Origin of the sequence: Desulfoplanes formicivorans, from assembly GCF_001748225.1 — a bacterium.
In the GTDB taxonomy this organism is placed as follows: domain Bacteria; phylum Desulfobacterota; class Desulfovibrionia; order Desulfovibrionales; family Desulfomicrobiaceae; genus Desulfoplanes; species Desulfoplanes formicivorans.
On the sequence record NZ_BDFE01000016.1, the window covers coordinates 56,767 to 81,525 of the forward strand.

Consider the following 24,759-nt stretch of genomic DNA (forward strand, 5'->3'; position numbering starts at 1 on the left):
ATGCATTTTCCCAAGGAACTGCCGTGTGAGGCCATTTTGGACAGTATTGGTGACGGGGTATTCACCGTGGATCTGGAATGGAACATCACCTACTTCAACACGGCAGCTTCCCGGATCACCAAGATCGCGCCAGAGGATGCCAGGGGCAGAAAATGCTGGGAAGTTTTCAGATCAAGCATTTGTGACGGAGCATGCGCCCTTGGACGAAGCATGGAACAACAGCAGCCCATTGCCAACAAGTCCATCTTCATCATCCGCCCTGACGGCAAAAAGATTCCCGTGAGCATCAGCGCAGCCCCCCTGCACGACAGGCAGGGACGAATCATTGGCGGAGTCGAAACTTTCAGGGATTTGAGTGCCATTGCCCAGATGCGCCGCAGCCTCAGGGGCAAGTACACCTTTGAGGATATTGTCGGTAAAAGCCCGGCCATTTCCAAAATTTTCGCCATCTTGCCGCAAATTGCCAAAAATCCGGCCACGGTACTGCTTACCGGAGAATCAGGAACCGGCAAGGAACTCTTTGCCAGGGCCATTCACAACCTGAGCCCCCGAAAATCCGGCCCCCTCGTATGCGTCAATTGCGGCGCCCTTCCGGAAAATCTGCTGGAATCGGAACTCTTCGGCTACAAGGCCGGTGCCTTTACTGACGCCAAAAAGGACAAACCCGGCCGCTTCAAGCTCGCCCATGGGGGCACCCTCTTTCTGGATGAAATCGGGGACATGCCCCTTTCCATCCAGGTGAAGCTTCTCAGGGTGCTTCAGGAAAAAACCTATGAACCCCTTGGTGCCACCCGCAGCGAAAAAACGGACGTCCGGATCATTGCGGCATCCAACAAGAACCTCATGGACCTGGTCCAGCAGGAACGCTTCCGTCTGGATCTCTACTACCGTCTCAATGTGGTCCAGCTGGAACTGCCGCCTTTGAGAAAACGGCGGGAAGATCTTCCCCTGCTCATTGATCACTTCATCCAGCGGCTCAATCTTCTCCAGGGAAAGGACATTCTGGGTGTCTCGGAAGACGTGCTCGCCCTGCTCATGCGTTGCGACTTCCCGGGAAACATCAGGGAACTGGAAAATATCCTCGAGTATGCGTTCATCCTGTGTTCCTCGGGATTCATCCAGGTGGAACATCTTCCGGAATATCTGCAGCCCAATCAGCCCGCCCCGCCGTCTGCCCATGATGCAGCATCATCCCCCAGGACACTGGAGGATATCAAATGCAAGGCGGTTATGGACGCTCTTGCCCGCAACAAGGGCAAAAAGATGCAAACCTGCCGAGAACTGGGCATTTCCAAGGATACCCTGCGCCGCATGCTCGCACGTTGCTCCCAGGCATCAGCTCCTCACAACCAGAACCGCAATCAGGGACACAAATCATGAAACGTGACCATCAGGATATGTTCACCTCCATGCCCCTTTGTCCCCTGGGCATCCCCCATCTTCTTCTGGGCATCTATATCCTGATTTTTCTTCTTCTGGGATATGCCCCCTACGACCGGGGAGTCTGGGTGGCCGAAAATCTGCCCATAGTGCTCATTGTTCTCGGCCTGGTTCTGACCTTCAGGAAACACCGGTTCTCGGACACAGCCTACGGCCTCATGGCGGTTTTGATCTTTTTGCATACCATCGGGGCCCATTACACCTTTTCCCGGGTTCCTTTTGACCTGATCACGGATACCTTCGGGTTCACACGCAACCATTTTGACCGCATCGCCCATTTCAGCGTGGGCTTTTACGCCTTTGCCGCTGCCGAGCTTCTCCTGCACCGCCGATGGGTCGTCTCCAGAACCATCCTCATGCTGTTTCCCCTTTTCTTCATCTTTTTCGTGGCTGCCGGGTATGAAATCCTGGAATGGATCTTTGTGATGATCATGGACCCTGATGCCGGAATGGCCTTCCTCGGTGTTCAGGGAGATCCCTGGGATGCGCAAAAGGATATGCTCGCCGACGGTTTGGGCGCCATCACCGCCCTGATCCTCTTTGGGGCCATGCATTACCGGGAAATCAGGGATCTGCCATCAGCATTTGCCTCCACCAGACCCCACTAACCCCGCTTCTATTCCATGCGCCGCCGGTACAGGCTTCGCATCAGCCGTCGGAGACCAAAGGCTTGGGGCTGCAGATTTTGGGGCACCTCAAATCCGTCCAGGACAAAATCCCGTGGAGTCATCCAGGGATACACCACGTTTTCGGGAAATGCCCCGGCAATATCCTGACGCACACATTCCCTCCAGATGGGCACATCCCTGGGCTGCAACCCCAACATTTCATAAACAGCCGTATCCAATGCAACGGTATCCATACTGGCACCCACCATGGAGCAGTCAAAAGGTTCCCCATGGGTCGGCCCGGTTTTGTGCATGGCAATGATGCCGTCCACAAGAGAAAGGGTGGGGGGAAGCGCGCGCATGAGATGGACAAAAAAGGCAGGAAACTGCCCCTTGCGGTCGCCGTGCCTGCAGTGGATAAGGGGTTTCCTGAATCCGCAAACCGTACCGAAAAGATTTTTCACGCCTGCGGATATACGCATCTGACAATGAGCCTTGAGCTTGGGAAGATTGACCACCAAAGCGGCTTCCAGGGCCTTGCGGGAAATTCCGGAAGTAAAATGACCGAAATGTTTGGTAACCGGAACGTCCAGGGTCACCAGTTCCACATCCAGATCCTGAAGAGCTTCCAGCAGACCGCAGGCTTTGGCAACCTTGCGGGCCGAACCAAAGGCCGGTGAATCACCAATGACCCCGCGACATCCCTTGGAAAGAAAATACCTGGCCACCGCCCGCACCACGGCCGGATGGGTGCAGGCAAGGGTTGCCTTGCGCGAGGAAATCAGATTGGGCTTGATGAGCACATAGCCGGTGGAAGGGACAACAACCGGCAGAGCCTCCAGAAGCCGAAATACCACCGGCTCCACATGTTCATAGGAATCAACCTGCTGTAAAAAGACTTTCATCATCACCCCCCCCAAGACGTCCCTGGTTGCGCCATAAAAAAAATCCCGGAAGAAATCTTCCGGGATTGCAAGCGCCATGCATGAAAAGTTATTGGGCAGCCGCAGCAAATTCCTTCTGGATATCATCAAGAAGCTGCCGGGCCTGAAGAATCTTGGCGGCCTGTTCCTTGGATGCGGCCTGAGTGCCCAGATAGGCGGCCTTGTTGGCCATTTCCTGGGTCATGGTGCCCATGAGCATGTATTTGGTTTTTTGAGGCAGGGTCTTGAGGGCGGCAACATCCTGTTCAAGGGTCACCACACGTGATTGCAGACCGTTTAAGGCCTCCACCTTGTGCCTGAGTTCGGTAAAATTCTGCCTGAACCCGAAATAAAAAACCACCAGCAATATGATGGACATGATGGAGATGGCAATGGCCACCTTGCCCGAATCCTTGCGGGTGTCGATCAAGTCCTTTTGCACGTCTTCGGCGTAGTTCACACTCTGATTTTCCGTCTGCATATCCTGTTCACGGGCTTCCATTCTTCTCTCCCTTTACTCGGCACATATCAGGTACATCTGGCTGCGGCCAACCGGCCATGAATCATTGTCGTGTATCCAAAATTCCTTCCAAAGGCAAGACAGTCCATCCTTCAGGACCAAGGGATCAATCCAGGAATGACAACGTTTTTGCCGGGTTCCCCTGTCGCCTGACGTCCGTCAACTGCTTGTTAATTGATCATGCTCTGCAAGGGCGCGGGAATGAGTCCGCCCCGACGCACAAAGACCTTTGAAGCACCTGGAGAACGAACCGGCATGATCTCGGCCTCGCCGAGCAATCCGCCGAATCGGGCCATTTCCCCGGCCTTTTTGCCGGGCACGGGAATAATGCGTGTGGCCGTGGTCTTCTTGTTGATCATGCCAATGGCCATTTCATCGGCAATAATGGCCGAAAGGGTTTCAGCCGGGGTATCCCCGGGCAGGGCAACCATGTCCAGACCAACCGAACAGACCGCGGTCATGGCCTCAAGTTTTTCCAGGCAAAGATCGCCACAACTGGCTGCCCCTGCAATATTCAGATCTTCGGTCACGGGAATAAAGGCTCCACTGAGTCCGCCCACCCGGGAACTGGCAAAGGCTCCGCCCTTTTTCACCGCATCATTGAGCATGGCCAGAATGGCCGTGGAACCGGGCACACCAATATTGCGCAGACCAATGGCCTGAAAAATTTCCCCCACACTGTCCCCCACATTGGGAGTCGGGGCCAGGGAAAGATCCACGATCCCGAATTGTACGCCCAGCCTGTCGGCCACATTCTTGCCGATGAGCTGCCCGGCCCGGGTAACCTTGTAGGCGGTCTGCTTGATGACCTCGGAAATCTCGCCCAGGGAGGCATCAGGGTTGCTCGCCAGGACACGATCAATGGCCTTTTTCACAACGCCAGGTCCGCTGACTCCCACATTGATCACCGAAGAGGGTTCCCCTACGCCCAGGTACGCCCCGGCCATGAAGGGCACATCTTCGGGAATGTTGGCAAATACGCACAGTTTGGCACAGGCCAGGCCATCCCTGTCGGCGGTCATGTCTGCAGCACGCTTGATGATGTGGCCCATTTTGGCCACTGCATCCATATTGATCCCGGCCCGGGTGGTGGCCACGTTCACGGAAGCGCAGATGCGCTCGGTCACGGTAAGGGCCTCGGGAATGGACTCGATCAGGGCCATATCCCCCGACGCCATCCCCTTTTGCACGAGACATCCGAATCCGCCAATGAAGTCAATATTCACTTCCTTGGCGGCCTGGTCCAGGGTCCTGGCTATGGAAACCATCTGGGGAGCCGCAAACGGGGCGCCCACCACACCAATGGGACTGATGGCAATGCGTTTGTTGACGATGGGAATGCCGTATATATCCCCGAATTCATCGCAGACCTTGACCAGATCAGCGGCCAGACCGGTTATCCGCTCATAGATGGCATCCTGAAAACGGTGCACATCATCCGAGGCACAATCAAACAAATTGATGCCCAGGGTAACAGTACGCACATCCAGGTGTTCGTTTTTGACCATCTCTATGGTTGACAGGACTTCACGTTCAGTAAGCATCTTCATTCCTCATTTCAAACAATGGCAGCCTAATATAGGGCAGATTGTGTCTGATTCAGCTCAGATCCGGTTGATGCATTCGAAAATTTCCCGATGCTGCACGGAATAATCAAGTCCGAGCTCGCGACATGTTGCCTCAAGATCACGCCGAAGCATGGCATGATCCAGGGACGCAGGGAAATCAATCTCGAAAATCATGATAAAACGGGGATCATCCGTTTCCATGTGGCTGACGGCCTTGAGTTCGCTGATATTGCCACCTGCCCGCTTGATAACCTCGGACACCCTGGCTACCTGTCCCTGGCAATCGGGCCCGCTGGTGGTCACGACAAGGGGCTTGGTCGGCTGTGCTCCCCGCTTTGGGGGGGAGGCAGCCGTGCGAACGATGACGCTTAACTCCAAAGGCTCCAGTGCCTGCTTGAGGTCAGCCTTGAGATTATCCAGACAGGACGAGGGACAATCAACCAACAGGATGGCCGCAAACTCGGCCTGTAAAATGGTCTGGGAAATATCCTCGATATTGCACCCATGGGCATAAAGAATGTTCGAGACAGTAGCCACAATCCCCGGACGATCCTGCCCCAAGACGGATACCACAATTTTTTTCACTGTTTGTGCTCCTTGAACGATCACAGGTTGAGCAAAGCCCGGATTTCCCGACGGACAATATCCATGTACCGGGGAAAGGCCTTTTGCAACACAGGGGTCATTTCCATTTTCCACGTATTCAGTTCCTTGGGCTCGATTCCCAGCACCGTGAGTTCCGGTTTGTTGCCCAGCAGTTCAGCCATCTTCAGGGAGTCCAGCAGATCAATGTCGTGAAGCGAAAGGGCCTGGTTCTTGTTTTCCCGCAGATCCTTTTCTTCATGCCGATAGATGGTTCCTGGCTCTCGACCACCCCGTACCGCATCGAGAACCAGAAGTTTTTCATATTCCTGAAACAGATAAAAAATATCCTGGGTAAAGGTTCCCCCATCAATAAAATCCACCCGGTCCAACGGCCAGTCTGCTTCCTTTTGCAGTTCCTGAACCGCATAGACCCCCACGCCTTCGTCCATGAGCAGAAGATTTCCCACCCCGAGAACAAGCAATTCTTTCATCGCACAATCTCCACAATTACAAATGCCTTGCTGACGGATACGAAAAAAGGCCGGACAAGATCCGGCCTTTTAGGTTCTTTGGGCGCTGGTTGTCCAGCACGAGGTTTAGATGCAGTCGTAGGTAACGACGTTCTCTTCACCGGTTTCAGCGTGCAGCACGTGCACGGCACAGCCCAGTCACGGATCAAAGGCACGGATCAACCGGCCCACGTTGACGGGGTTCTTGGGATCGGGAACAGGAATACCCACCAGACATTCCTCAATGGGTCCGCGCTGACCCATGTCATCCATGGGGTTGGCGTTCCAGATGGTAGCGGAAATGATCTGGTAGTTGCTGATCTTCTGATCCTTGACATCAACATAGTGGAGCAGGGCGCCACGAGGAGCCTCGGTCATGCCAAGCCCTTCGCCGGACTCGGGCACTTCATATTCCATGTAGGTGGATTCACCGGGAACGATCTGCTTGAGCCAGCCGGCTATGGCATTGGCAACATACAGGGTTTCCTCGGCACGGGCCACGTGACGGCCCATGATGGAGAAGGCCTTGTCGCCCAGGTCGCGGACCTTTTTGGCATTGATGCCGTATTTTTCCTTGAGCATCTTCTGACCGACTTCACTGAGCTCGGGGTTGGTGACCCACATGCGGGCCAGAGGACCTGCTTCACAGGCCTTGTCGGCATAGCGGGGAGATTTGATGAAGCTGTAGGCACCGGCCTTGTCAACATTGGGCACGGTTTCACCCTCGGCAAAGTTGAGACCGGACTTGCTCTGGTTGAACCAGGAGTGACCGACATATTCCTTGATCTTGGCGGGATCGACTTCAACATCCTTGCCGTCGATGTAGGCACCGCGCTTGAGCAGAAGATCCAGAGGATCCGTATCACTCAAGGGAAAGACTCCCCAGGAAACACAGTTCTTGTACCCGGCTCCGGTTTCAAAAAGATCAGGATACACGGTTCCAAGGGTGTAGATGAGAGGCAGATATTCGTCCTTCACAAAAGCGATGACTTCCTTGAACCGAGCGTAGTACTTGGCGATCTTTTCCTTGGACGGAGCTTCGGTAGTACCACCGGCAACCATACCCTGGACATGGGGCATCCTGCCGCCCAGCAGGGCGACCATTTCATGACAGATGCGGCGTATTTCAAGGGCCTTGAGGTACTGATCCAGACCGTACTGGTTGACGGCTGCGGCCTTTTTGGCATCCTTGATCCGGTCGGTGAGCAGATCCGGATTGTCATACCGGGGAATGAAAGGTGCGGCATCAGGGCCCTTGACGTAGTCCAGGGCGGCCAGATGATAAAAATGCAGAATATGGGACTGCAGATAGTTGGCACCAAGGATGAGGTTACGGGCAATGCGACCGTTGGTGGGAACCTTGACGCCAAAAGCATCATCAAGAGCCAGAACCGATGCCGTGGCATGGGCTGTGGGACAGACGCCACAGATTCTCTGGGTCAGCTGGGAAGCATCCCGGGGATCACGACCAACCAGAATGTTTTCAAAACCACGGTACATGCCGCCGACACACTTGGCCTCGACCACCTTGCCATCCTTGACCTCGACCTCGACCTTGAGATGACCTTCAATACGGGTCACCGGGTCGACGGCAATCTTGATTTTCTTGGAAGAAACTCCTGCAACCGGAGCCTTACTGGGCTTGCATCCTGACATATATGAACTCCTTATTCAGAATTTCGATTCGTGGTTAGCCTTCTTCGTAGAACGGGGACATGTCATCGGGAAAACCGGGTTCAACGCAACCAATACAAACGGCATTCTCGATACACCAGTTCACGCCGCCGTTCCAACGCCGTTTGTAGCAATCCGCATAGGCATTGGGGCCTTTACAGCCGATCTGATAGCGACACTTGTCCTTGTCCATGAACGTATCGGCCAGTTCATCATTGTCGAACTTGTCAAGGAACGGACAATTTTCATGAATATTCTCGCCGAAGAAAAGCGTGGGCCTGCCGTCACTGTCCAGTTCGGGCAAGGGTCCTTTGCCAAGAGCGTACTGCCAGGCAGCCAGAAGCGTACCTATCATCCAGTCGGGATGCGGAGGGCATCCGGGTACATTGACGACCAGTTTGTCAGCAAGTCCGTTGGCCGCAAAGAAGTCCTTGACGCCGGTGGCACCGGTAAGATTGCCCTCACCGGCCGGGATACCACCATAGGCAGCGCAAGTACCAACAGCCACAGTAGCCAGAGATTTTTTGCCCAGCTCAAGGGCCAGATCCTTCATGGTAATCTCATGACCATCCTTTTCGCCTACAACGCAGTACCGACCGTCAGCCTTGGTCGGAATGGCACCTTCAATGAGCAGAAAAAACTTGCCCTGAAACTTTTCGGCAACCTCGTACATGTGTTCCAGGGCCATGTCGCCCTCGGACGCCATGACAGTGGGGTGATACTCAAGGCTGATCACCTTGAGGAGGACATCCTTGATCTTGGGATGAACCGAGTTGAGCAAGGAAACCGAACAACCCGTACACCCCTGTCCCTGGAGCCAGATCACAGGAGCCTTTTTGGCACCCTCTTCCATGGCCTGTATGACCTTGGGATTAAAAACCTGCGAAATCCCGAGGCCGGCCACAGTGCCGGAACAAAGTTTGACAAATTCTCGTCTGTTTAAACCCATACCCTCCTCCTTATACTGATGATTTATACGTTACGTATAACCTGCATCTTTTTAGGTGGGCGGAAAGTAGCCAGCTCAATTACCTATGTCAATATTTACTTGATTTTTTGATCCCTTTTTTCAATAGCATTGTATGACGAAAAATATACCAACCCAAGAAACAGACGGCATATCAAAAAAAATATCGTGTTACGATATTTTGAAATTTTCCTTTTCCAAAAAGAGAACAAGGAGGTATGACACAAAACTTTTCAAAAAGTAACACGGAAAACATACGGGTTAGGCATCAAAATTCCCTGAAATAACAGACAAATCATATCGGGAAATGGAATTCTTGCCATTTCAGACATGAAACAGTAATCATTTTACAAGTCAGGTGCATGCTGTGGGCTACCTTTTCCCGACTTGACACGATGCAACGCTCTCAATCACACCCTTTGCCACCCAAGTTGAGAACCCCATCATCACCCCTTTTATGTTTGTACGGCAATACGAGGAGCCATATCAATGAAAACCATGTTCAAAGCGATGTGCGGGCTAGTTGTGGCTGCCGTCCTTATCAGCGCGGCAATTCTGGGCTACATGAAATTTTTTGAATCAGAACTTCCGGACATTTCCCTGGTTCCCGAAGCCCAGACAGTGACCAACAAGACACGCTTCATCCTCAAGGCCCATGACCAAGGCTCCGGTCTTGAAATCGTTCAGGTAGCCGTGCACCAGAATGGACGACAGGCAATCGTCCTCAGTCAGACCTTCAGTACTACACAGCATTCCTGGTCCGCCACTTTTGATCTCAAGACTGCCAAGCTGCAGGAAGGTCCGTTTGAACTGCTTGTCTCATGTACCGACAAATCATGGAATCAATTGGGCAAGGGAAATACACGCCTCATCAAGTATGATCGCATCCTGGACAACCATCCTCCAGTGGTCAGTGTTGTTTCCAGACAGCACAATATTGCCATTGGAGGTTGCGGTATGGTCGTGTATACCATTTCCGAACCTGTCAGCAAATCAGGAGTCATGGTCGGCCAGCGATTCTTTCCCGGATTCAGGCAGCAGGGTACTGAATATTATCTTTCTCTTTTTTCCTTTCCCTATGATGCCGATACCCAAAAGGATGTACCCAGAGTCATTGCTGTGGATGATGCCGGCAATACGGGTCAAAGCGGCATCTATTACCATCTCATCCCCAAACGGTTCAGAAAGGACACCATCCGCATCACCGACGGGTTTCTGGAACGCAAAATGCCCCAATTCACCAACATGTTCCCCAACGAATCCAGCCTGCTGGATGTTTTTCTCAAGGTGAACAATCAGGGTCGAGCCGAAAACAGGGCCCAGTTGCATACCTTTGCACGCCAGACAACCCCGTCCTTTGTGTGGAACAAACCCTTTTTGCGCCAACCAGGTGCTGCCAACCGGGCAACCTTTGGTGATCAACGCACCTATACGTACAAGGGGAAGGTCATTGATCACCAACGCCATCTGGGCATTGACCTGGCATCTGTTGCACGGGACAATGTTCGGGCCGGCAACAACGGCAAGGTTGTTTTTGTCGGATTCATGGGTATTTACGGGAATGTGATCATCATTGACCACGGAATGGGCCTGCAAAGCCTGTACGCCCATTTGAGCCAGATCAATGTGCACAAGGGAGATACCATCACCAGAGGACAGGTTATCGGCAGAACCGGGGCCACAGGCATGGCTGGCGGGGATCACCTCCATCTTGGCATTATTCTGGCCGGTCTTCCGGTGAACCCGGTCGAATGGTGGGACAGTCACTGGATCAGGGACAATATCGAGTCCAAACTCGAAATTGTCCGTCAGGCAGCACGGCCGGCACAAACAGGGGAGGTCGCTCCATGAGCACGAACCAAAGGCTTCATGTCCTTTTCCTGCATGGCTTCACCTCCTCGGCCCGGTCGGGCAAGGCGAATTTTCTGAAGGACCAATGCGCCTGCCTGCCCCATGTTGATTTCACCATCTTTGACTTCAACCCCACTCCCAAGGATTTCGAATATCTGACCGTCACCGGCATGATCAATCGGGTCAGGCAGTTTTTGCTGGAACGGACCTGGGACAAGGTGTTCATCATTGCCAGTTCCCTGGGGGGGCTGGTGGCCACCCGTTATGCCCGGCAATTTGGCGGCATCCATCAGATGTTGCTCCTTGCGCCTGCCCTGTTCTATCACCCTTGGGGAACCTCACAGGAGCAGATCGCCCAATGGAAACGCATGCAGGTGGCTCCTGTGGACCATCATGGTTTCCAAAAAGCAATTCCCCTGCGCTACACTTTTCATGAGGATGGCCTCAGGTACACGGAACCTGTTCCCCCGGCAGTTGATACCACCATTATTCACGGCAGGCAGGATCAGACCATTCCCATTGCCTACAGCCGCGACTATGCGGCAGCCTATCCCCACAAGGTGAAACTGGTGGAAATTGATGCCGACCACCGGCTCACCGATCACCATGAGTTTCTCTGGAAAATGGCCCGTCCCCTCTTGCACCCGTAAAAACAGCCCCCCTGTTCTCACGACAAAACGCCCAAGGCCCTTGCATGCAAGGGCCTTGGGCGTTTTGAATCAACTGGAGTACGGGCAAGCCCATCAGAACAGATGGGCCGGATCAAGCAGCAACATCAGGGGAGACTACGGGACAGGGGGTAACCTGACCTGATCACCATCGGCAAGATCCCCAAAGAGTATGATCCCATCCTGGAGTCAGTCAGAAACAGACAACTAAGCATCAATATCCGGTTTGATATCCAATATGGGAGTCTTGTTGCGCATATCAATGCCCTTGACCCCAATAACATTCCCGTTGATGTGAAGAACCGTGACCACGGACAGACCAATGGCATTGGGTCGGTGGGGAGAACAGGTGGCAAAAACCCCTTTTTTCCGGCCATGGGCATGGGGAGGACGCTGCAGCAGAGAATCCGGGGAAAAAGGCGTACTCTCGTGAAAATGAAACAAAACCACGATTCTGCTACCTTCCTGAATACCTTGAAGCCCCAGGGTATACGATTCTTCAAGAACCAATTCCCCTTCCACGTCCGATACAGACCAATGGCGTGGAAGCGTGGTGGCGGTTGTTCGTACATACCCTATGGGTTTGAAAACAACGGACATGAACATCTCCTGGTATTTGTGCCATGTTGAGCCTGCCTTTGGGAAATGGCACGCGCATCATCAGAAGGCAGAGTCAATCCGGACTGGATGCGCAAGGGCAATACACATCTTGAAATCGTTGCAACGGCAAAGGTGCACAACCCTCACAATATTCCGACACCTGCAAGGACTTATCTGTGTCCCGCTACTGCTCCCTCATCTCAATTTGCGTTTGAGACGCTGACGGGCCTTCTTGAGTTGGCGCATCCTGAAACGGCCTGCTTCTGACGGCTGGTTGTCAGGGGGAGCCAGCACCAGATGCTCAAGGTGCGTCTTGTATTCCGGGGATCTGGTATCCCATGCCAACAGACAATGCTCATTGGCTGCGTGTTCAAAGGAGGTATAATTGCCCTCCCTGCCTGGCAGATAGGCCCGAACCGCTGCGATCATGTCCCGAAAGAGTCCTCCCAGGGCGCGAATACTTGGGCCGGGACTTTGGGCATACCAGGCACAAATCTGTGCCACAAACCGAAACTTCTCATGATCCGACACAATAACTTCCCTGCACTCGGCAAGGGAAATCCGGCCCTGTTCCAGCCGGGTCATGAGCTGATCCAGGCTGTTGAGATCTGCCTCATGAATCTCGGGACGGGACAACAATCGAATGATATGACCCAAAAAACCATAACGTCCATTGGGAAGGGAAATGTTACCCCCGCAGGTCGGACAACCTGGACGACTCTGCCCAGCAAGACATATTCGCCCCTCAAGGGTCCCGCCAAAACCATCAATAAAGGATCGGCCACATTGGTCACAGACAGCTGGAAACGGTATCATTTACTGTAAAGCCTCCACCCAAACCCTGGTAACCCCCTGATCAAGCATGTCCAGCTTTTTGGCCGCTGCCCAGGAAAGATCAATGATCCTTCCCTTTCCATGCTTGAATGGTCCCCGGTCATTGACCCGCACCAGAACAACCCGATCGTTGGCAATATTGGTCACCCGCAGGATGGTGTCAAAAGGCAGGGTCTTGTGCGCACAGGTCAAGGCCCGATAATCATACGGTTCGCCCGAAGCCGTCATCCGTCCCTGGGCGCTTTTCCCGGTCCAGGAAGCCAGCCCCCGCTCCCTGTATCCATAGGCTTCATCCTGTGGATGATACTTTTTGCCATACACGGAATAAGAATCTTTGTAAGGCGGCACGGGATCAGGCTCAATACTTTTTTTGGCACAAGCAAGACAACTTCCAAACACCATGAAGACCAATGTCCAGACAATTGCACAATCGTACTTCACTTCATCTTACCTCATTTTCATACATTGAACCAATACCACTTTTTTTTATTGTACGCAGCACCAAGGCAAACTCATGCCGGAGGGACTACTTCCATGGTGGGTAAACTTTCTTCGGGTTTGACAATGGCATGATAATACCGTTGCCCACTGGGGTTGGATCCGTAAAGGATCTTGACCTTGTCTCCAACCGAAAACTCCTCAAGGGTCATGTTTTCATTCACGGGATAATAGATATGACCATTTACGGTTATGGCATTGTTTTCCTTTTCCTGGATAACACCTATTACCACTTGCAAGCCATCCGCCCAAACCAGAGGAGTCATCACCACGAGTAACACAACCAGGCACCAAACAGCTTTTTTCATATCCCACAACCTCTTTTGAGGTATGCCGCACCCGAAAAACGGATGGGCTTGTTTAGATTGCAAGTTATTCCCTTTCCCGTCAAATCAGCTGATAGGCGCCCCTGTTTGGAGATCGACCAAAGAGACGTCTAGAATTTGCTCCATCTACTCATCTTCATCGGCATATTTCCACCAGTAAAGATGGGTTCCCAAATCCGACTCAAGATACCTGTTGATGATCTTGCTGCCGGCGCTAGCTTTGAGAATGACGCCGCCCCCAGGACCGGATATGAGATTGATGGACGAAGGTGGCGTGCTCTCTTTCACGCTGAAATATCGATCCGTAATGGTTTTTCCGGCATTATTCGGATCCAGATCAAAGGCAGCGTCTCCATAACAATATCCCAGGGCATAAAACAGAGCGATGCCTTTGGGATTGCACGGGTCGTCAACCGTTGGAATGTATGAATTGAAGTAGATTTTCTTGTTGAACAATCTGGCAGCATTGGTGATTTTCTCACCATCATGGCTCATACTTCCATAATACATGGGGCAATCATCTTGCCCATCCAAAACAATATACCAGCCCTGGGCCTGGGTGTCATAATCATCACCCAGTATCCCCTTGAGGTCGAGCTTTTCATCTTCCGTCAGGGTTCCATTGCTGTCCAGTTCATCACAGGTGATATTGAGCAGATCAGTTTCATCCAGAGGAATCAGGGATGCATTGTGGCTCATGTCAAAAACCGCATAAAACCGGTTGCTCACTGCACTGGACTTGGGCTGGGCCTTGTCCCCCGTTCCAAAATAAATCACCGGGCGATCAGTGGAACAATCTCCTGCATAGGAAACTTCGGGCGTTGCAAAACATTTGCGAAACTTGTCCTGGGCATTATAGTCCCGCGTTCCATCCAGCTTGTCCACAAATCCACTCAAGGCCGAAGCTCCCCCCGCCATTTGCGGTCCATTGGCCTCAAAGAGCATGGACACTGACCACGCAGTACCATTGTGGGCGACTTTCCAGACCCGGCTGGCAATATCAATGGCATAAATGACAAGATGCTGACCATCACTTGCCTGGGGATCGGTAATGACCGTTGAAGAACCCGGAAAACAGAAATCCATGTCGGTTCGCGTGATCGAAGTAAGGGTGCTGTTGCTGCTCGTGGAGTTGCTTGCTCCATGGGTCACCCGGAAAACAGGGGAACCGTCATGCACATTGACGACAAAAATGCCACGACCCTGTGTATCTGCAGCAGGCAATGTCCCATTGTACTCATCTTCCGCCGGATCATATCCGCCGCAAAATATGCCAAGATCCATAAGGCTGTCCGCACCCGTTCCAACGGGTACATCCGTGGCAATAACCATTTCCGACCATGATTGACCCATTTCGGCAAAAGCACCTGTGGGAGCGATATGCCAGGCAACTGTCCATTGGGCAGGATCGCTGCTGGTGCAATCCAATGCCCAATAATGCGATCCGCCTCTTCGTTCCCCGAAAATGAGCAACTCCGGGTTTCTGCCTGTCTGGTACGTGCTCAGATATCCGTCAACTCCGTAAACATGCTGGGACGCATCGGAATAATCCGATAGTTTGGTCCACAAATCAGGAGGCACAAAGGCGAGCTTCTCCCCCCCGGTCTCACTATCAAAAACATGCAGCATGCCATCATTAGCTCCTACAACAACATAGCGATGAGTCAGGTTACGCGCATTGGTACTGCCCACATAGTCCAGAACCAAAGGCTCGGAATGGATGATATCTCCCATGACCCAGGACCGGACACCCACGGGTTTGCCGTCGGCATCCGCGTCATAGGCATACCCGTGCATGTAATTGATGATGGCGTGAGCATCACTATCCTGTTCCACCCCGAAATCCGTTGCATTCATGGTGACGGGAGTAAAATCGACCATCTGATCATTTTTCCAGGTTTTGACCACCCGTTGGTAATACTTTTTCTGAGTATAGGAGGCATCGGCCTGGGTCTTCAAGAGGGCGCCCGCTCCCCCCTTGTCCACCTGTCCACCATCCTGGGTGGTGGACCAATAGGAAGTGGCCGAATCCTTGAAAAGCCCGTCTGAAGTCGTTGCCGTTGCATTGCCCGCATCCAGTATCTCTTCGGTTCCATTGGTATACCATTTGAGATAATACCGTTTGAGATTACCCTGCCAATAACCGTTGGTCACTGGTTTGAAAAAGGCCATGTACAATTCGTTGCCCGATTGGGCACGGTTGGCTTGGTCCACGGAAATGGCCGGAGCCGTGAAGGAAACAGCATCGGTCATGGCCAGGCCAAGGCTGTAAAAGGCATTGACCAGCTGTTCCTGATCATAGGCGGTCAGATGCAGCCCGCCACTTTCATCGGCAATGTCCTGGAGCAGGGGATTTTCAAGACCAAATCCAATGGTATGGGTGGTGAAATGATAGTCGGCCTCGGGGCTGGTGGCCAGCCAACGGGCAACATCATCGGAATAATTGGGCACATCTCCCGCATTCTGAGTCGGGTCCCCTCCCCAGTTGTCATCATCATGGTAGGCGGGATCACTGAAATCAGGATCATCGTCATCCTTGGAAATCCGTCTCCAGGAATCATCACCCGAAGGAAACCCGTCGGTCAGAACCAGCAGATAATTTTGGCTGCACAGGGAAAGATCCGTGTTGGCGGCAAGATAATCATAACTGTAGTCATAGGCCTCCTGCATGCCCTCGCCCATGGGTGTTCCCCCATAGGCAGACAGATTATCCATGGCCGACTGGATGGTGGGCACGGAAGAACCCAGCTGGGCCTCACCTGAAATGCTTTGACCGCTCCACTGCAGCACTCCCCAATTGATGGAGTCTGCGGTGTCTTCAACCACCTGATCCATGGCCTGCTGCACCACTTCCAAACGGGAAAAGATCTTCTGGCCCACACCGTCATCGCCATTGCAACAGGAAAAGGTTCCTGAAGCCGTGGGCTCTGCATCACCAGAGGCAGTGATCCACTTCATTCTGGTGATCCTGAACCCACTATCATAGCCATTGCAATTATCGCCACCCTTTGGACCAACATAAAACTTAGCGTAAATTCTGTCCTGGTCGGAAACATCATAATAGCCGGTCCACCCCCGCTCATCGCATCCGTACAATTTGCCGTCATCGGTCTCCGGAAGCTGACGGGATGACTGTTTGAGAACACGTCCCGATTGGGTGACCAGCGAGACCCCGTCATTGTTGGACCCGGTCGAATACCCACACCAGCACCCTCCATCCCCGCTGTTGTTTTCTATGTCTAGGGTCTCGAAATAGAAGGCAACCCGTGTGACACCGGCAAATTGATTCAAATCGATGAGGAAGTGCTCTTCATTACGGTTCGAGCTGTAATCGCTAGGATACTGCTTATTGCTAACAGGTCCCACATCCGTAATGGTCCACTGGGCGGACGAAGGCTGGTAGCACAGATTTTCCCAGCCCTCTCCCGAAAGATTGCACGCCCCTTCATCCTCCATATCCTCGATCAGTTTGATAAAGCTCAGAAAATTGCCCGTGACAAAGGCGTAAACACGCTGCTTACCGTTCGTTGTAGTTGAGGCGTTATCAGGATCGTTTGTCAGCCGAAACGGGGGGCTACCTGTCTCAAACAATCCGGAAAAATACAAACCAGCAGACTTGAGATACCCGACAAATCCATAATCCTTGGCAATATTGGTTCTGGGGTCCGTACGCTGATCCGTCACCAATATATTCTGATAATTGAACAGGGTATGCCCGGCAATTTCGTCCGAAACATAAGCAACATCATAGTCCGTGCGACCCAAAGGGTAGGTATCGATCAACTCCGGGTAGACCACATACCCGTCCTCGTTTGTGGCAATGGTATTCCTAGTGACATCATCCCAGTCGGTTATCTGCCATCCCGTATCAATAACCCCCCCAGTAACCCATTTCTGACGCAGGGATGAACCTTCATACATGGGATCGCCAATAACAGCATGGGTTGTCCCTTGGGGGTCCGTGATTTCGCTGTACCCGATGTAGGCGCTGACAAGATAGATTTTGTTCTTTTCCCAGGGAAGATTGTTGTAGGCAACACCCAAATCGTTGTCATCAGACGCATACCCGTTAGCCACGGCCCAGGTAAAAAACGCCTCATAATCGATATTATGATTGTACACCGGCCACTCCATGCTTCCCGAGGTATCAATAGCCAGCATGGCATTGCTTTTGACGGACGGAGCAAAGGCGTCAATGTCTTCGGATAATGCCGGGCCTGGAAGACAAAGCATACCAACCACCAAGCATATGAACCAGATCAGTTGTCGTGCACCTGACATGTCCCACCTCCTTCCACCCCTAATTGGCCACCCGTCTGTACACCTGACACATGAGACTTGCACTGCCGGACCTCTTGGCCTCGATTTGATTGAAAATGATATCAACCGTTCGTGCGCCTTCACCTTTGATAATGGCCTGCTTTCTGGTGATAAACTTGACAGCGTATTTATATTCGTGATTGCCGACGTAATGAGCCGTTGCATTCATTGGAATAGTGTCTGTACTATTATCTTCAGGGAATCCACCATCCATGCTTTTAACAATATAATATGGTTCATGATTTTTCTGTTCGGCCTTGGTCAACACAACCGGATAGGAAAAAACCAACGAGGACTCTGCATTCAGTCCACCATCGGCGACGAAAAAATCCTGCTGATAGTCACGATCATTGGAAGCAATCATCAATTCAGTGAGCGTTGTATTGGTGGCCACCATTCCCATGACTGTCATCACCACAAGAACGACAAGAATGGTGACCAGAATAGATCCGTCATTATGGTACAGGAAATTTGAATTATTCATAATTTGAAGTTTTTATATAAGAAAAAGTCGAGTTCATCCCATCAACAGATACGACAATCTGTACTTCCTTATGCTTGAGTGTTGCGTTTTCGTTGACAGAACATGTTATATCGTATGTTTTGTTGTTCATGATAACCGATGCATTATAGTCCTGGCATTCGTCATAGGGCGTGTTTATCATCTTTTCCAATTCAGTATTGGCAAGCATGGTTGCCAGGGAAATGGTTTGGGATTGGGCATTCCCCGTGGCATTGCGCCCCTGAAGGGTAGAAAACCCCATCACCCCAATGGTCAGGATGAGTAGGGCCATCAACACCTCAATAAGGGTGAATCCTGTGGCAGCATGCGAAGTGTTCATTCCAGTCCCAGATTCCTGCATCGTACCGTAGCGTTCAGACAACGCGGGGCATCATATTTTTGCGCATAGGGACCCGAAATCCGGCCACAGAGCTGAATGCTTACCATTCTGATATCGTCTGTGTCCCAGGGACTTGTAGTCAAGGTTCCATTGCTCATACCATATACAAACTCACACGAAGCAATATCATAAACAACAGGTTGATAGCCACCTGCATCGGACAACTGAACCTTGAGGGCCCCCTCGGCAGCAACATACTTGAAGTCCAGATCATTCTCGCACATACCGTCCCCTTCCTGATCATATTGCAGGTGCAGGGAGGTAGCGTTGGCTCGTGTAATGCCTGCGCATGAAGCGTTCCTGCTGGGATCAAGTCCTGCCATACGCAGATGCCTAGTCACCAAGGCCAGGGAAGCCCTGATATCTTGCCGCAAGTGGACTATTTGTTCCTGAGAAGTGAATATCTCGCTGCTGGAACGAAACAGGACATACATGGCGCCAAGAAGGAGTATCCCGGCCACCATGGCCACCAGCAACTCCACAAGGGTGAATCCCTGTCGTGGGCGTAATACGGTCATATCAGTACGCTTCCCACCTGGTACCATTCCACCGTTTGGCCAGAATGGTGCCGATTGTTAGGGTCCCAACGGCACGGGCCTGGCCCGCATCATTGGTAATGTAGGCATACCCGGCATGCCTGGCAGTGCCTCTGGAAGTAAAAACAACCCGGTTGGCTGTATAGGAGATTTCGTCGGCTCCAAAGCTCTCGCCAATGGCCTCCGTCGCCTTGCCATGCCCGTACCTGATGCCGCTGGCATAGGAAGCCAAACGCACGATCTGGGGGCAGGTATTGTCACCTCTGGTAGACCATTCTCCGTCGCCATTGGCCGTACACAGGCTGTAGGTCCCGTTGACAGGATCAAAAAAAACAGCGGTTTCGGCATTGTTCCGAATAGCCGTCATGCGTGACTTGTGTAAAGTGCCGATCAAATCACGAGTAGCCGCATTGATCCTGTAGTTATCCAGATTGACGACCAGGTAGACACCGCCCCAGGCGAGAAGAAACCCCAGAATGGCCAGGACAACAAGCAACTCAATCAGTGAGAAACCCCACCAGGTACAATACCCGGCAGCATCAATATGATGCCCCCAAGTGCCTAGTCTGGCCTTTGGAACACGAATCCATGAATCGGACATCTCTCACATCCTTGCAATGCCTGCGGCGTAACGAACACCATGGTTGGACGGAAAGTCAGCAGGAAGAGGGAAAAAGCTCGGAAAAATGCGTGACAGAAGAAAATGCGGCAGGAAGACAAACTCATATCCGGCAACCTGGCGATCTCCGTGAGACCCATGGCTTTCCGTCCCTGCCTCGCGACAGGTTTGGCATTGTTCGCGAATGATTATATACTTGGGAATATTGAATGAAAAAAATGGTTCCGTCAATCAGATTTCAGAGGAAAAGTCTGACGCCGGAAGGCATGAAAAGCTCGTGATTCTTTTCCCATGGGTTGACTTTCGCCTCACGACAACCCCAAGTAAACAAAGTTTTGTATACTGCGCAGTAGTGAAACGCATCCCACACATGCAGCGAGGCCTCCTTGATCATCGGAATAGGTACCGACGTTGTCGAAATGGACCGAATCGCATCAAGTATCCGCAGATTCGGCAATCGTTTTCTGGAAAAAGTTCTGACCCGGCAGGAACGGGACCACCTGCCAAATCACCCCACTGCGTATGTGGCAGGCCGATTCGCTGCCAAGGAAGCCTGCGTCAAGGCCCTTGGAACCGGCTTCTCCCAGGGCATTTGGTTTCAACACATAGATGTCGTTTCACTGGACTCCGGACAACCGACCATCGTGTTGCACGGTCCGGCGCTGGCAAGAAGCACGTCTCTTGATGTTCATGGTATTCATATCAGTATAACACATGGTCGTGATATTGCTTCGGCCATGGTCATTTTGGAGGGAAAATGACAAAATCTCGTTTGTGTCCCGCCACCCATTCCTCTGACGACCTGTCCACCGTGTACGCCCCTCTTCCAACCCCCGAAGAAATGGCTCATTGGGACAAGGTATGCATGGATACCTATGGACCGTCCGGTGCTATTCTCATGGAAAACGCCAGTCGTGAGGCCTACCACGTTCTGTCCAAAAATTTCGGGAGTCTCAAGGGCCGCAGCGCTGTGGTCTTTGCCGGTTCCGGCAACAATGGAGGTGATGCCTTTGCCCTGGCCAGACAGCTCTGGAATCACGGGGTCAAGGTGATGATCCTGCATACCAAGGACCGGGACAAGTATTCCGGAGACAGTGCCTACCACATGGATCTGGCCCTGCGCCTGGACATTCCCTGCCTGTATCTTCCGGATTACCATCTGGACTTCTTGCGAAAAATCGACATTGTTGTTGACGGCCTTTTGGGAACAGGCTTTCAGGGCCCTTTGCGCCAAGAATTCCAGACCTGGATCAAGGCTATCAACAAACTTGGCAAAAACAGCTTTGTCCTTTCCCTGGACATCCCTTCGGGTGTTAACGGCACCACAGGCATACCCTCGCCCATTGCGGTCAATGCCCATGTCACGGTCACCTTTGAAGCCGCCAAGCTGGGCCTTTTTCTTCCCCCTGCCAAAGAATTCATCGGCAAGCTTGAAATCAAGAAAATCGGGATACCCAAAATCATCCGCCAACAGCATCCGGCCAAGCACGTGGCCCTGACCGAAGACATTCTCCACTACCTGCCCAAGCCCCATGCCACCATGCACAAGGGCGAAGCAGGTCATGTGCTCATTCTGGGAGGTTCCCCGGCTCTGACCGGCGCGCCCATGCTCAGCGCCCTGGGCGCCATACGCAGCGGCGCCGGACTGGTGACCATTGGCAGTCCCAAACAGCTTGTCCATGAAATCAAGCATGACTGGCCGGACATCATGGGCCTGCCCCTGGGTACAGGCGACGACTGGGATGCCTCATGCGCCCGGGAACTTGAAGACCATCTGTCTCGATTTGATGCCGTGGTTCTGGGTCCCGGCCTGGGAAGAACTCCCGGAGCCCTTGCCTTTCTCACCCGTTATCTGGACAACCCCCATCCCAATACCCTGCTGGACGCCGATGCCCTCTACTTTCTTGCCCAAGACAAACAGGTGATGGCCAAGGTCCCCAAAACATCCATTGTCACCCCGCATCCAGGGGAAATGGCCCGTTTTTTCAATGTCACCTCCCGCGACATCAACGCCGACAGGGCCGCCTATGTCAGAAAATTCACCCAGGAATTCAAGGTGAACATCCTGCTTAAGGGGGCCGCCACCATCATATCCGACGGCGAGGATCCCGTGTACATTTCACCTTTTGCCACGCCCAATCTTGCCCTGGGAGGATCGGGCGATGTCCTCTCGGGCATTATTGCCGCAATCATGGCCCGGGGCGTGCCAACCCTCATGGCGGCCCAGATCGGCGTCTACTGGCACGGCCTTTGCGGTCGTGTTCTGGCCCGGGAATATCCCTTGCGGGGGAACATGCCCCAGGAAATCGCCCATACATTGCCTTTGGCCATCAAGGAGTGGAACGATGCTCACTGCTAAAGATATCATGACCCCCCAACCCCTGACTGTAACTCCGGAAACCGACATTGCCCAGGCAGCTGCCATGCTGCTGCAAAACGATATCAACGGACTTCCTGTCATTGATCAGGACGGCCACCTTGTGGGAATTCTGTGCCAGAGCGATCTGGTTTCCCTGCAAAAGAAATTTCCCCTGCCGTCGGTGTTCACCTTTCTGGATGGCTTTCTTCCCCTAAGCTCCATGTCGACAATGGAAAAGGAAATCCAGAAAATCTTTGCCTCCACTGTTGCGGACGCCATGACGCCCTCCCCCGTGACCGTGAAGGTCGAGACCCCAGTGGACGAAATTGCCGGCCTCATGGTTGACCGCAAGTTCCACTCCCTGCCTGTCATGGACGGGGACAAACTCGTGGGCATGGTCGGCATGAAGGATATTTTGAAAACCGTTGTCAGCTAATGGAAATCCTGCTCGCCTCCCTTGAGGACACACGGCGGTTGGCACGCAAGCTGGCTACCTGCATCCTGAAACAGAATGCCTTTGCGGCCATTCTCCAGCAGGGCGATCTGGGCTCGGGCAAAACAACCCTGACCAGCATGCTGGTTCCCCTGCTGCCAGGAGGTGAGCAGGCAGAGGTGAGCAGTCCCAGCTTCACGGTCATGAATATCTACCCCACACGACCGGAAACCGTGCATTTTGATTTCTACCGGACCGAGGGGCTGGGGCTTGACGGCACCATGGAGGAGTACCTCTACAACACCCAACACCTGTGCATTGCCGAATGGATTGATTACCTGCCCGAACCCCTCTGGCCGGACAATCACCTTTTGATTCAATGGACAGTTGAGGACACGGCTCGAAAGCTTGTCCTCAGCTCCCAGGGCGCTTTGGGCGACCAACTTCTGGCATGTCTGGCCACCTGTTGATTTCCTGCCGCCCACCGCTTATCCATGTACAGGGCTATCACTGTTTTCTAAACTGTCTGCAATATCAGGCAAAAACGGCATGAACCCTGCCGGACGGATGCCAATGAGTGCATCTCTTTGAAAGGTGACCTTGCAACCCACAGGGACATCTTTTTTCAACCACCCATCTGCAACGTATCTTCGAGGAATTCATGCGCATTTTGGTCCAAAAATTCGGCGGTACCTCGGTTGACGGCCACGAATGCATGCTCAAGGTCAGGGAAAAGGTCCTTGGCGGGCTGGACAACGGCTACAAGGTCATCGTGGTTCTTTCGGCCATGCACGGAGTCACCAATTCCCTGCTCGAAACGGCCCATTCATGGACGGAACAACCCGACCGGGCTGAACTTGATGTTCTGGTTGCCACAGGCGAACAGCAATCCGTGGCCCTTTTTACCATGCTCCTCAAAGAAATCGGCATCAAGGCCCGTTCCTGCCTCGGGTACCAACTGCCCATCCGCACGGATCCCACCTATGGTTCGGCCCGCATTCTGGATATCGATCAGAACGCCATATTTGATCTTCTGAAACGGTATGACGTCCTGGTGGTCGCCGGATTCCAAGGATGCGACTGTACCCGCCGCATCACCACCCTGGGCCGGGGGGGATCAGATACAAGCGCCGTGGCATTGGCAGCAGCTGTCAACGCCAGTGTTTGCGAAATCTATACGGATGTGGACGGGGTATACACCACGGATCCCAACATCTGTTCCAAGGCCCGCAAAATCGACACCATCGACTATGAAGAAATGCTTGAAATGGCCAGCATGGGAGCCAAGGTGCTCCAGATCCGGTCAGTCGAGTTCGCCAAGAAGTACAACGTCCCCATCCATGTTCGTTCCACCTTTTCCAACGAGCCCGGGACCATTGTCACACAGGAGGAAAATTCCATGGAAGCAGCCCTGGTTTCAGGCATTGCCTATGACAAGGATCAGGCCAGAATCACACTCGTGGGGGTCAAGGACGAACCCGGTGTTTCGGCCCGCATTTTCGAACCCATTGCCGCAGCCAACATTGTTGTGGATATGATCGTCCAGAATCCGAGCAAGGATAATCGGACCGATCTGACCTTCACGGTCCCCAGGGGCAGTGTCAGGGACACCTTGGCCATCATTGACCGCATCAAAGACGAAATCGGTGCCCAGGACATCTTTCATGACGACAACGTATGCAAGATATCGGTCATCGGCGTGGGCATGCGCACCCATGCGGGCATTGCCTCCATCGCCTTTGCCACCCTCAAGAAGGAAAATATCAACATCCTGATGATCAGCACATCGGAGATCAAGATTTCCTGCCTGGTCAAGGAAAAATACACCGAACTGGCCATTCGCTCCCTGCACGAGGCATTCGGCCTGGACAAGGAAAAATCCCCTGCATGCGAACAGTCCCTGGCCTGAACCTTTCACCCAAAGCCGGTTGGTTATCCTGTTTTGTACAAGGATGACCAGCCGCACCAGCCACATATCGGAAAATCCCGGATCACGCCCGGGTTAACGATAATGCCTCC

Annotated in this window: 25 protein-coding genes and 1 riboswitch; of the genes, 9 read left to right on the forward strand and 16 right to left on the reverse strand. The window is 52.8% G+C overall.

Annotated elements, in window-relative coordinates:
• Together DPF_RS08230 and DPF_RS08235 are read left to right on the forward strand one after the other, a co-directional pair.
• Window positions 1-1,380 (forward strand): sigma-54 interaction domain-containing protein, encoded by a 1,380-nt coding sequence (locus DPF_RS08230; RefSeq protein WP_069858954.1) that lies wholly within the window; start codon window positions 1-3, stop codon window positions 1,378-1,380.
• Window positions 1,377-2,048 carry a DUF2238 domain-containing protein gene (locus tag DPF_RS08235; protein WP_231702157.1) on the forward strand — a complete coding sequence of 224 codons (672 nt, stop codon included), beginning with the start codon at window positions 1,377-1,379 and terminating at the stop codon, window positions 2,046-2,048. The genes DPF_RS08230 and DPF_RS08235 overlap by 4 nt, the downstream gene beginning before the upstream one ends.
• Before the next feature lie 8 nt (window positions 2,049-2,056).
• On the opposite strand, the gene DPF_RS08240 is transcribed toward DPF_RS08235, so the two are convergent.
• From DPF_RS08240 to hysB, 7 genes are all read right to left on the reverse strand, one after another.
• Entirely contained in the window at window positions 2,057-2,953 is an 897-nt protein-coding gene (locus DPF_RS08240) for a DUF362 domain-containing protein (RefSeq protein WP_176724210.1), read from the reverse strand.
• An 88-nt stretch (window positions 2,954-3,041) separates the two neighbouring features.
• Entirely contained in the window at window positions 3,042-3,473 is a 432-nt protein-coding gene (locus DPF_RS08245) for a hypothetical protein (RefSeq protein WP_069858956.1), read from the reverse strand.
• A gap of 188 nt (window positions 3,474-3,661) precedes the next feature.
• On the reverse strand, window positions 3,662-5,035 hold the full coding sequence (locus DPF_RS08250; RefSeq protein ID WP_069858958.1) for a PFL family protein: 1,374 nt from the start codon (window positions 5,033-5,035) through the stop codon (window positions 3,662-3,664).
• Window positions 5,036-5,095: 60 nt separating this feature from the next.
• Window positions 5,096-5,644 carry a glycine cleavage system transcriptional repressor gene (locus DPF_RS08255; RefSeq protein ID WP_069858960.1) on the reverse strand — a complete coding sequence of 183 codons (549 nt, stop codon included), beginning with the start codon at window positions 5,642-5,644 and terminating at the stop codon, window positions 5,096-5,098.
• Between the two features lie 20 nt (window positions 5,645-5,664).
• The gene (hysD, locus tag DPF_RS08260) at window positions 5,665-6,135 is read right to left on the reverse strand and encodes a NiFeSe hydrogenase maturation protease (RefSeq protein ID WP_069858962.1); all 471 of its coding nucleotides are present in this window, start codon (window positions 6,133-6,135) and stop codon (window positions 5,665-5,667) included.
• Window positions 6,136-6,312: 177 nt separating this feature from the next.
• The gene (gene hysA / locus DPF_RS08265; protein WP_069858964.1) at window positions 6,313-7,809 is read right to left on the reverse strand and encodes a NiFeSe hydrogenase large subunit HysA; all 1,497 of its coding nucleotides are present in this window, start codon (window positions 7,807-7,809) and stop codon (window positions 6,313-6,315) included.
• 34 nt (window positions 7,810-7,843) lie between these two features.
• Window positions 7,844-8,776, reverse strand: a complete 933-nt coding sequence (gene hysB, locus DPF_RS08270) for a NiFeSe hydrogenase small subunit (RefSeq protein ID WP_069858966.1) — start codon at window positions 8,774-8,776, stop codon at window positions 7,844-7,846.
• A gap of 507 nt (window positions 8,777-9,283) precedes the next feature.
• Between hysB and DPF_RS08275 the strand changes: the two genes are divergently transcribed.
• Window positions 9,284-10,645, forward strand: coding sequence for a M23 family metallopeptidase (locus DPF_RS08275; protein WP_083254573.1), 1,362 nt, complete (start codon window positions 9,284-9,286; stop codon window positions 10,643-10,645).
• Window positions 10,642-11,295, forward strand: coding sequence for an alpha/beta hydrolase (locus DPF_RS08280; RefSeq protein ID WP_069858968.1), 654 nt, complete (start codon window positions 10,642-10,644; stop codon window positions 11,293-11,295). The genes DPF_RS08275 and DPF_RS08280 overlap by 4 nt, the downstream gene beginning before the upstream one ends.
• Window positions 11,296-11,520: 225 nt before the next feature.
• On the opposite strand, the gene tsaA is transcribed toward DPF_RS08280, so the two are convergent.
• From tsaA to DPF_RS08325, 9 genes are all read right to left on the reverse strand, one after another.
• Window positions 11,521-11,913 carry a tRNA (N6-threonylcarbamoyladenosine(37)-N6)-methyltransferase TrmO gene (gene tsaA, locus DPF_RS08285; RefSeq protein ID WP_069858970.1) on the reverse strand — a complete coding sequence of 131 codons (393 nt, stop codon included), beginning with the start codon at window positions 11,911-11,913 and terminating at the stop codon, window positions 11,521-11,523.
• Between the two features lie 195 nt (window positions 11,914-12,108).
• Window positions 12,109-12,570, reverse strand: coding sequence for a hypothetical protein (locus tag DPF_RS08290; protein ID WP_069858972.1), 462 nt, complete (start codon window positions 12,568-12,570; stop codon window positions 12,109-12,111).
• A 159-nt stretch (window positions 12,571-12,729) separates the two neighbouring features.
• Window positions 12,730-13,095 (reverse strand): septal ring lytic transglycosylase RlpA family protein, encoded by a 366-nt coding sequence (locus DPF_RS08295; RefSeq protein ID WP_176724211.1) that lies wholly within the window; start codon window positions 13,093-13,095, stop codon window positions 12,730-12,732.
• 164 nt (window positions 13,096-13,259) lie between these two features.
• Window positions 13,260-13,553 (reverse strand): hypothetical protein, encoded by a 294-nt coding sequence (locus DPF_RS08300; RefSeq protein WP_069858976.1) that lies wholly within the window; start codon window positions 13,551-13,553, stop codon window positions 13,260-13,262.
• A 144-nt stretch (window positions 13,554-13,697) separates the two neighbouring features.
• A complete protein-coding gene (locus tag DPF_RS08305; protein WP_176724212.1) occupies window positions 13,698-17,804 on the reverse strand; it encodes a pilus assembly protein in 4,107 nt (1,368 codons plus the stop codon).
• Between the two features lie 67 nt (window positions 17,805-17,871).
• Window positions 17,872-18,375: a PilX N-terminal domain-containing pilus assembly protein gene (locus tag DPF_RS08310; protein ID WP_069858980.1), complete on the reverse strand. Its 504-nt coding sequence runs from the start codon at window positions 18,373-18,375 to the stop codon at window positions 17,872-17,874.
• Window positions 18,368-18,733, reverse strand: coding sequence for a type IV pilus modification protein PilV (gene pilV / locus DPF_RS08315; protein WP_069858982.1), 366 nt, complete (start codon window positions 18,731-18,733; stop codon window positions 18,368-18,370). The genes DPF_RS08310 and pilV overlap by 8 nt, the downstream gene beginning before the upstream one ends.
• Window positions 18,730-19,311 (reverse strand): PilW family protein, encoded by a 582-nt coding sequence (locus DPF_RS08320; RefSeq protein ID WP_069858984.1) that lies wholly within the window; start codon window positions 19,309-19,311, stop codon window positions 18,730-18,732. Before DPF_RS08320 ends, pilV begins: the two co-directional genes overlap by 4 nt.
• A 1-nt stretch (window position 19,312) precedes the next feature.
• A complete protein-coding gene (locus tag DPF_RS08325) occupies window positions 19,313-19,930 on the reverse strand; it encodes a GspH/FimT family pseudopilin (protein WP_069858986.1) in 618 nt (205 codons plus the stop codon).
• A 126-nt stretch (window positions 19,931-20,056) separates the two neighbouring features.
• A riboswitch (cyclic di-GMP riboswitch) is annotated at window positions 20,057-20,131 on the reverse strand.
• Between the two features lie 203 nt (window positions 20,132-20,334).
• Between DPF_RS08325 and DPF_RS08330 the strand changes: the two genes are divergently transcribed.
• The 5 genes from DPF_RS08330 (at window position 20,335) to DPF_RS08350 (ending at window position 24,649) form a co-directional block, all read left to right on the forward strand.
• A complete protein-coding gene (locus DPF_RS08330) occupies window positions 20,335-20,709 on the forward strand; it encodes a holo-[acyl-carrier-protein] synthase (RefSeq protein ID WP_069858988.1) in 375 nt (124 codons plus the stop codon).
• Complete coding sequence (locus DPF_RS08335) at window positions 20,706-22,307, forward strand: NAD(P)H-hydrate dehydratase (RefSeq protein ID WP_231702159.1); 1,602 nt, start codon at window positions 20,706-20,708, stop codon at window positions 22,305-22,307. The genes DPF_RS08330 and DPF_RS08335 overlap by 4 nt, the downstream gene beginning before the upstream one ends.
• On the forward strand, window positions 22,294-22,743 hold the full coding sequence (locus DPF_RS08340; RefSeq protein ID WP_069858990.1) for a CBS domain-containing protein: 450 nt from the start codon (window positions 22,294-22,296) through the stop codon (window positions 22,741-22,743). The genes DPF_RS08335 and DPF_RS08340 overlap by 14 nt, the downstream gene beginning before the upstream one ends.
• Window positions 22,743-23,210 carry a tRNA (adenosine(37)-N6)-threonylcarbamoyltransferase complex ATPase subunit type 1 TsaE gene (tsaE, locus tag DPF_RS08345; RefSeq protein ID WP_069858992.1) on the forward strand — a complete coding sequence of 156 codons (468 nt, stop codon included), beginning with the start codon at window positions 22,743-22,745 and terminating at the stop codon, window positions 23,208-23,210. Before DPF_RS08340 ends, tsaE begins: the two co-directional genes overlap by 1 nt.
• Before the next feature lie 191 nt (window positions 23,211-23,401).
• Window positions 23,402-24,649 (forward strand): aspartate kinase, encoded by a 1,248-nt coding sequence (locus DPF_RS08350; RefSeq protein ID WP_069858994.1) that lies wholly within the window; start codon window positions 23,402-23,404, stop codon window positions 24,647-24,649.
• The last annotated feature ends 110 nt before the right edge of the window (window positions 24,650-24,759 follow it).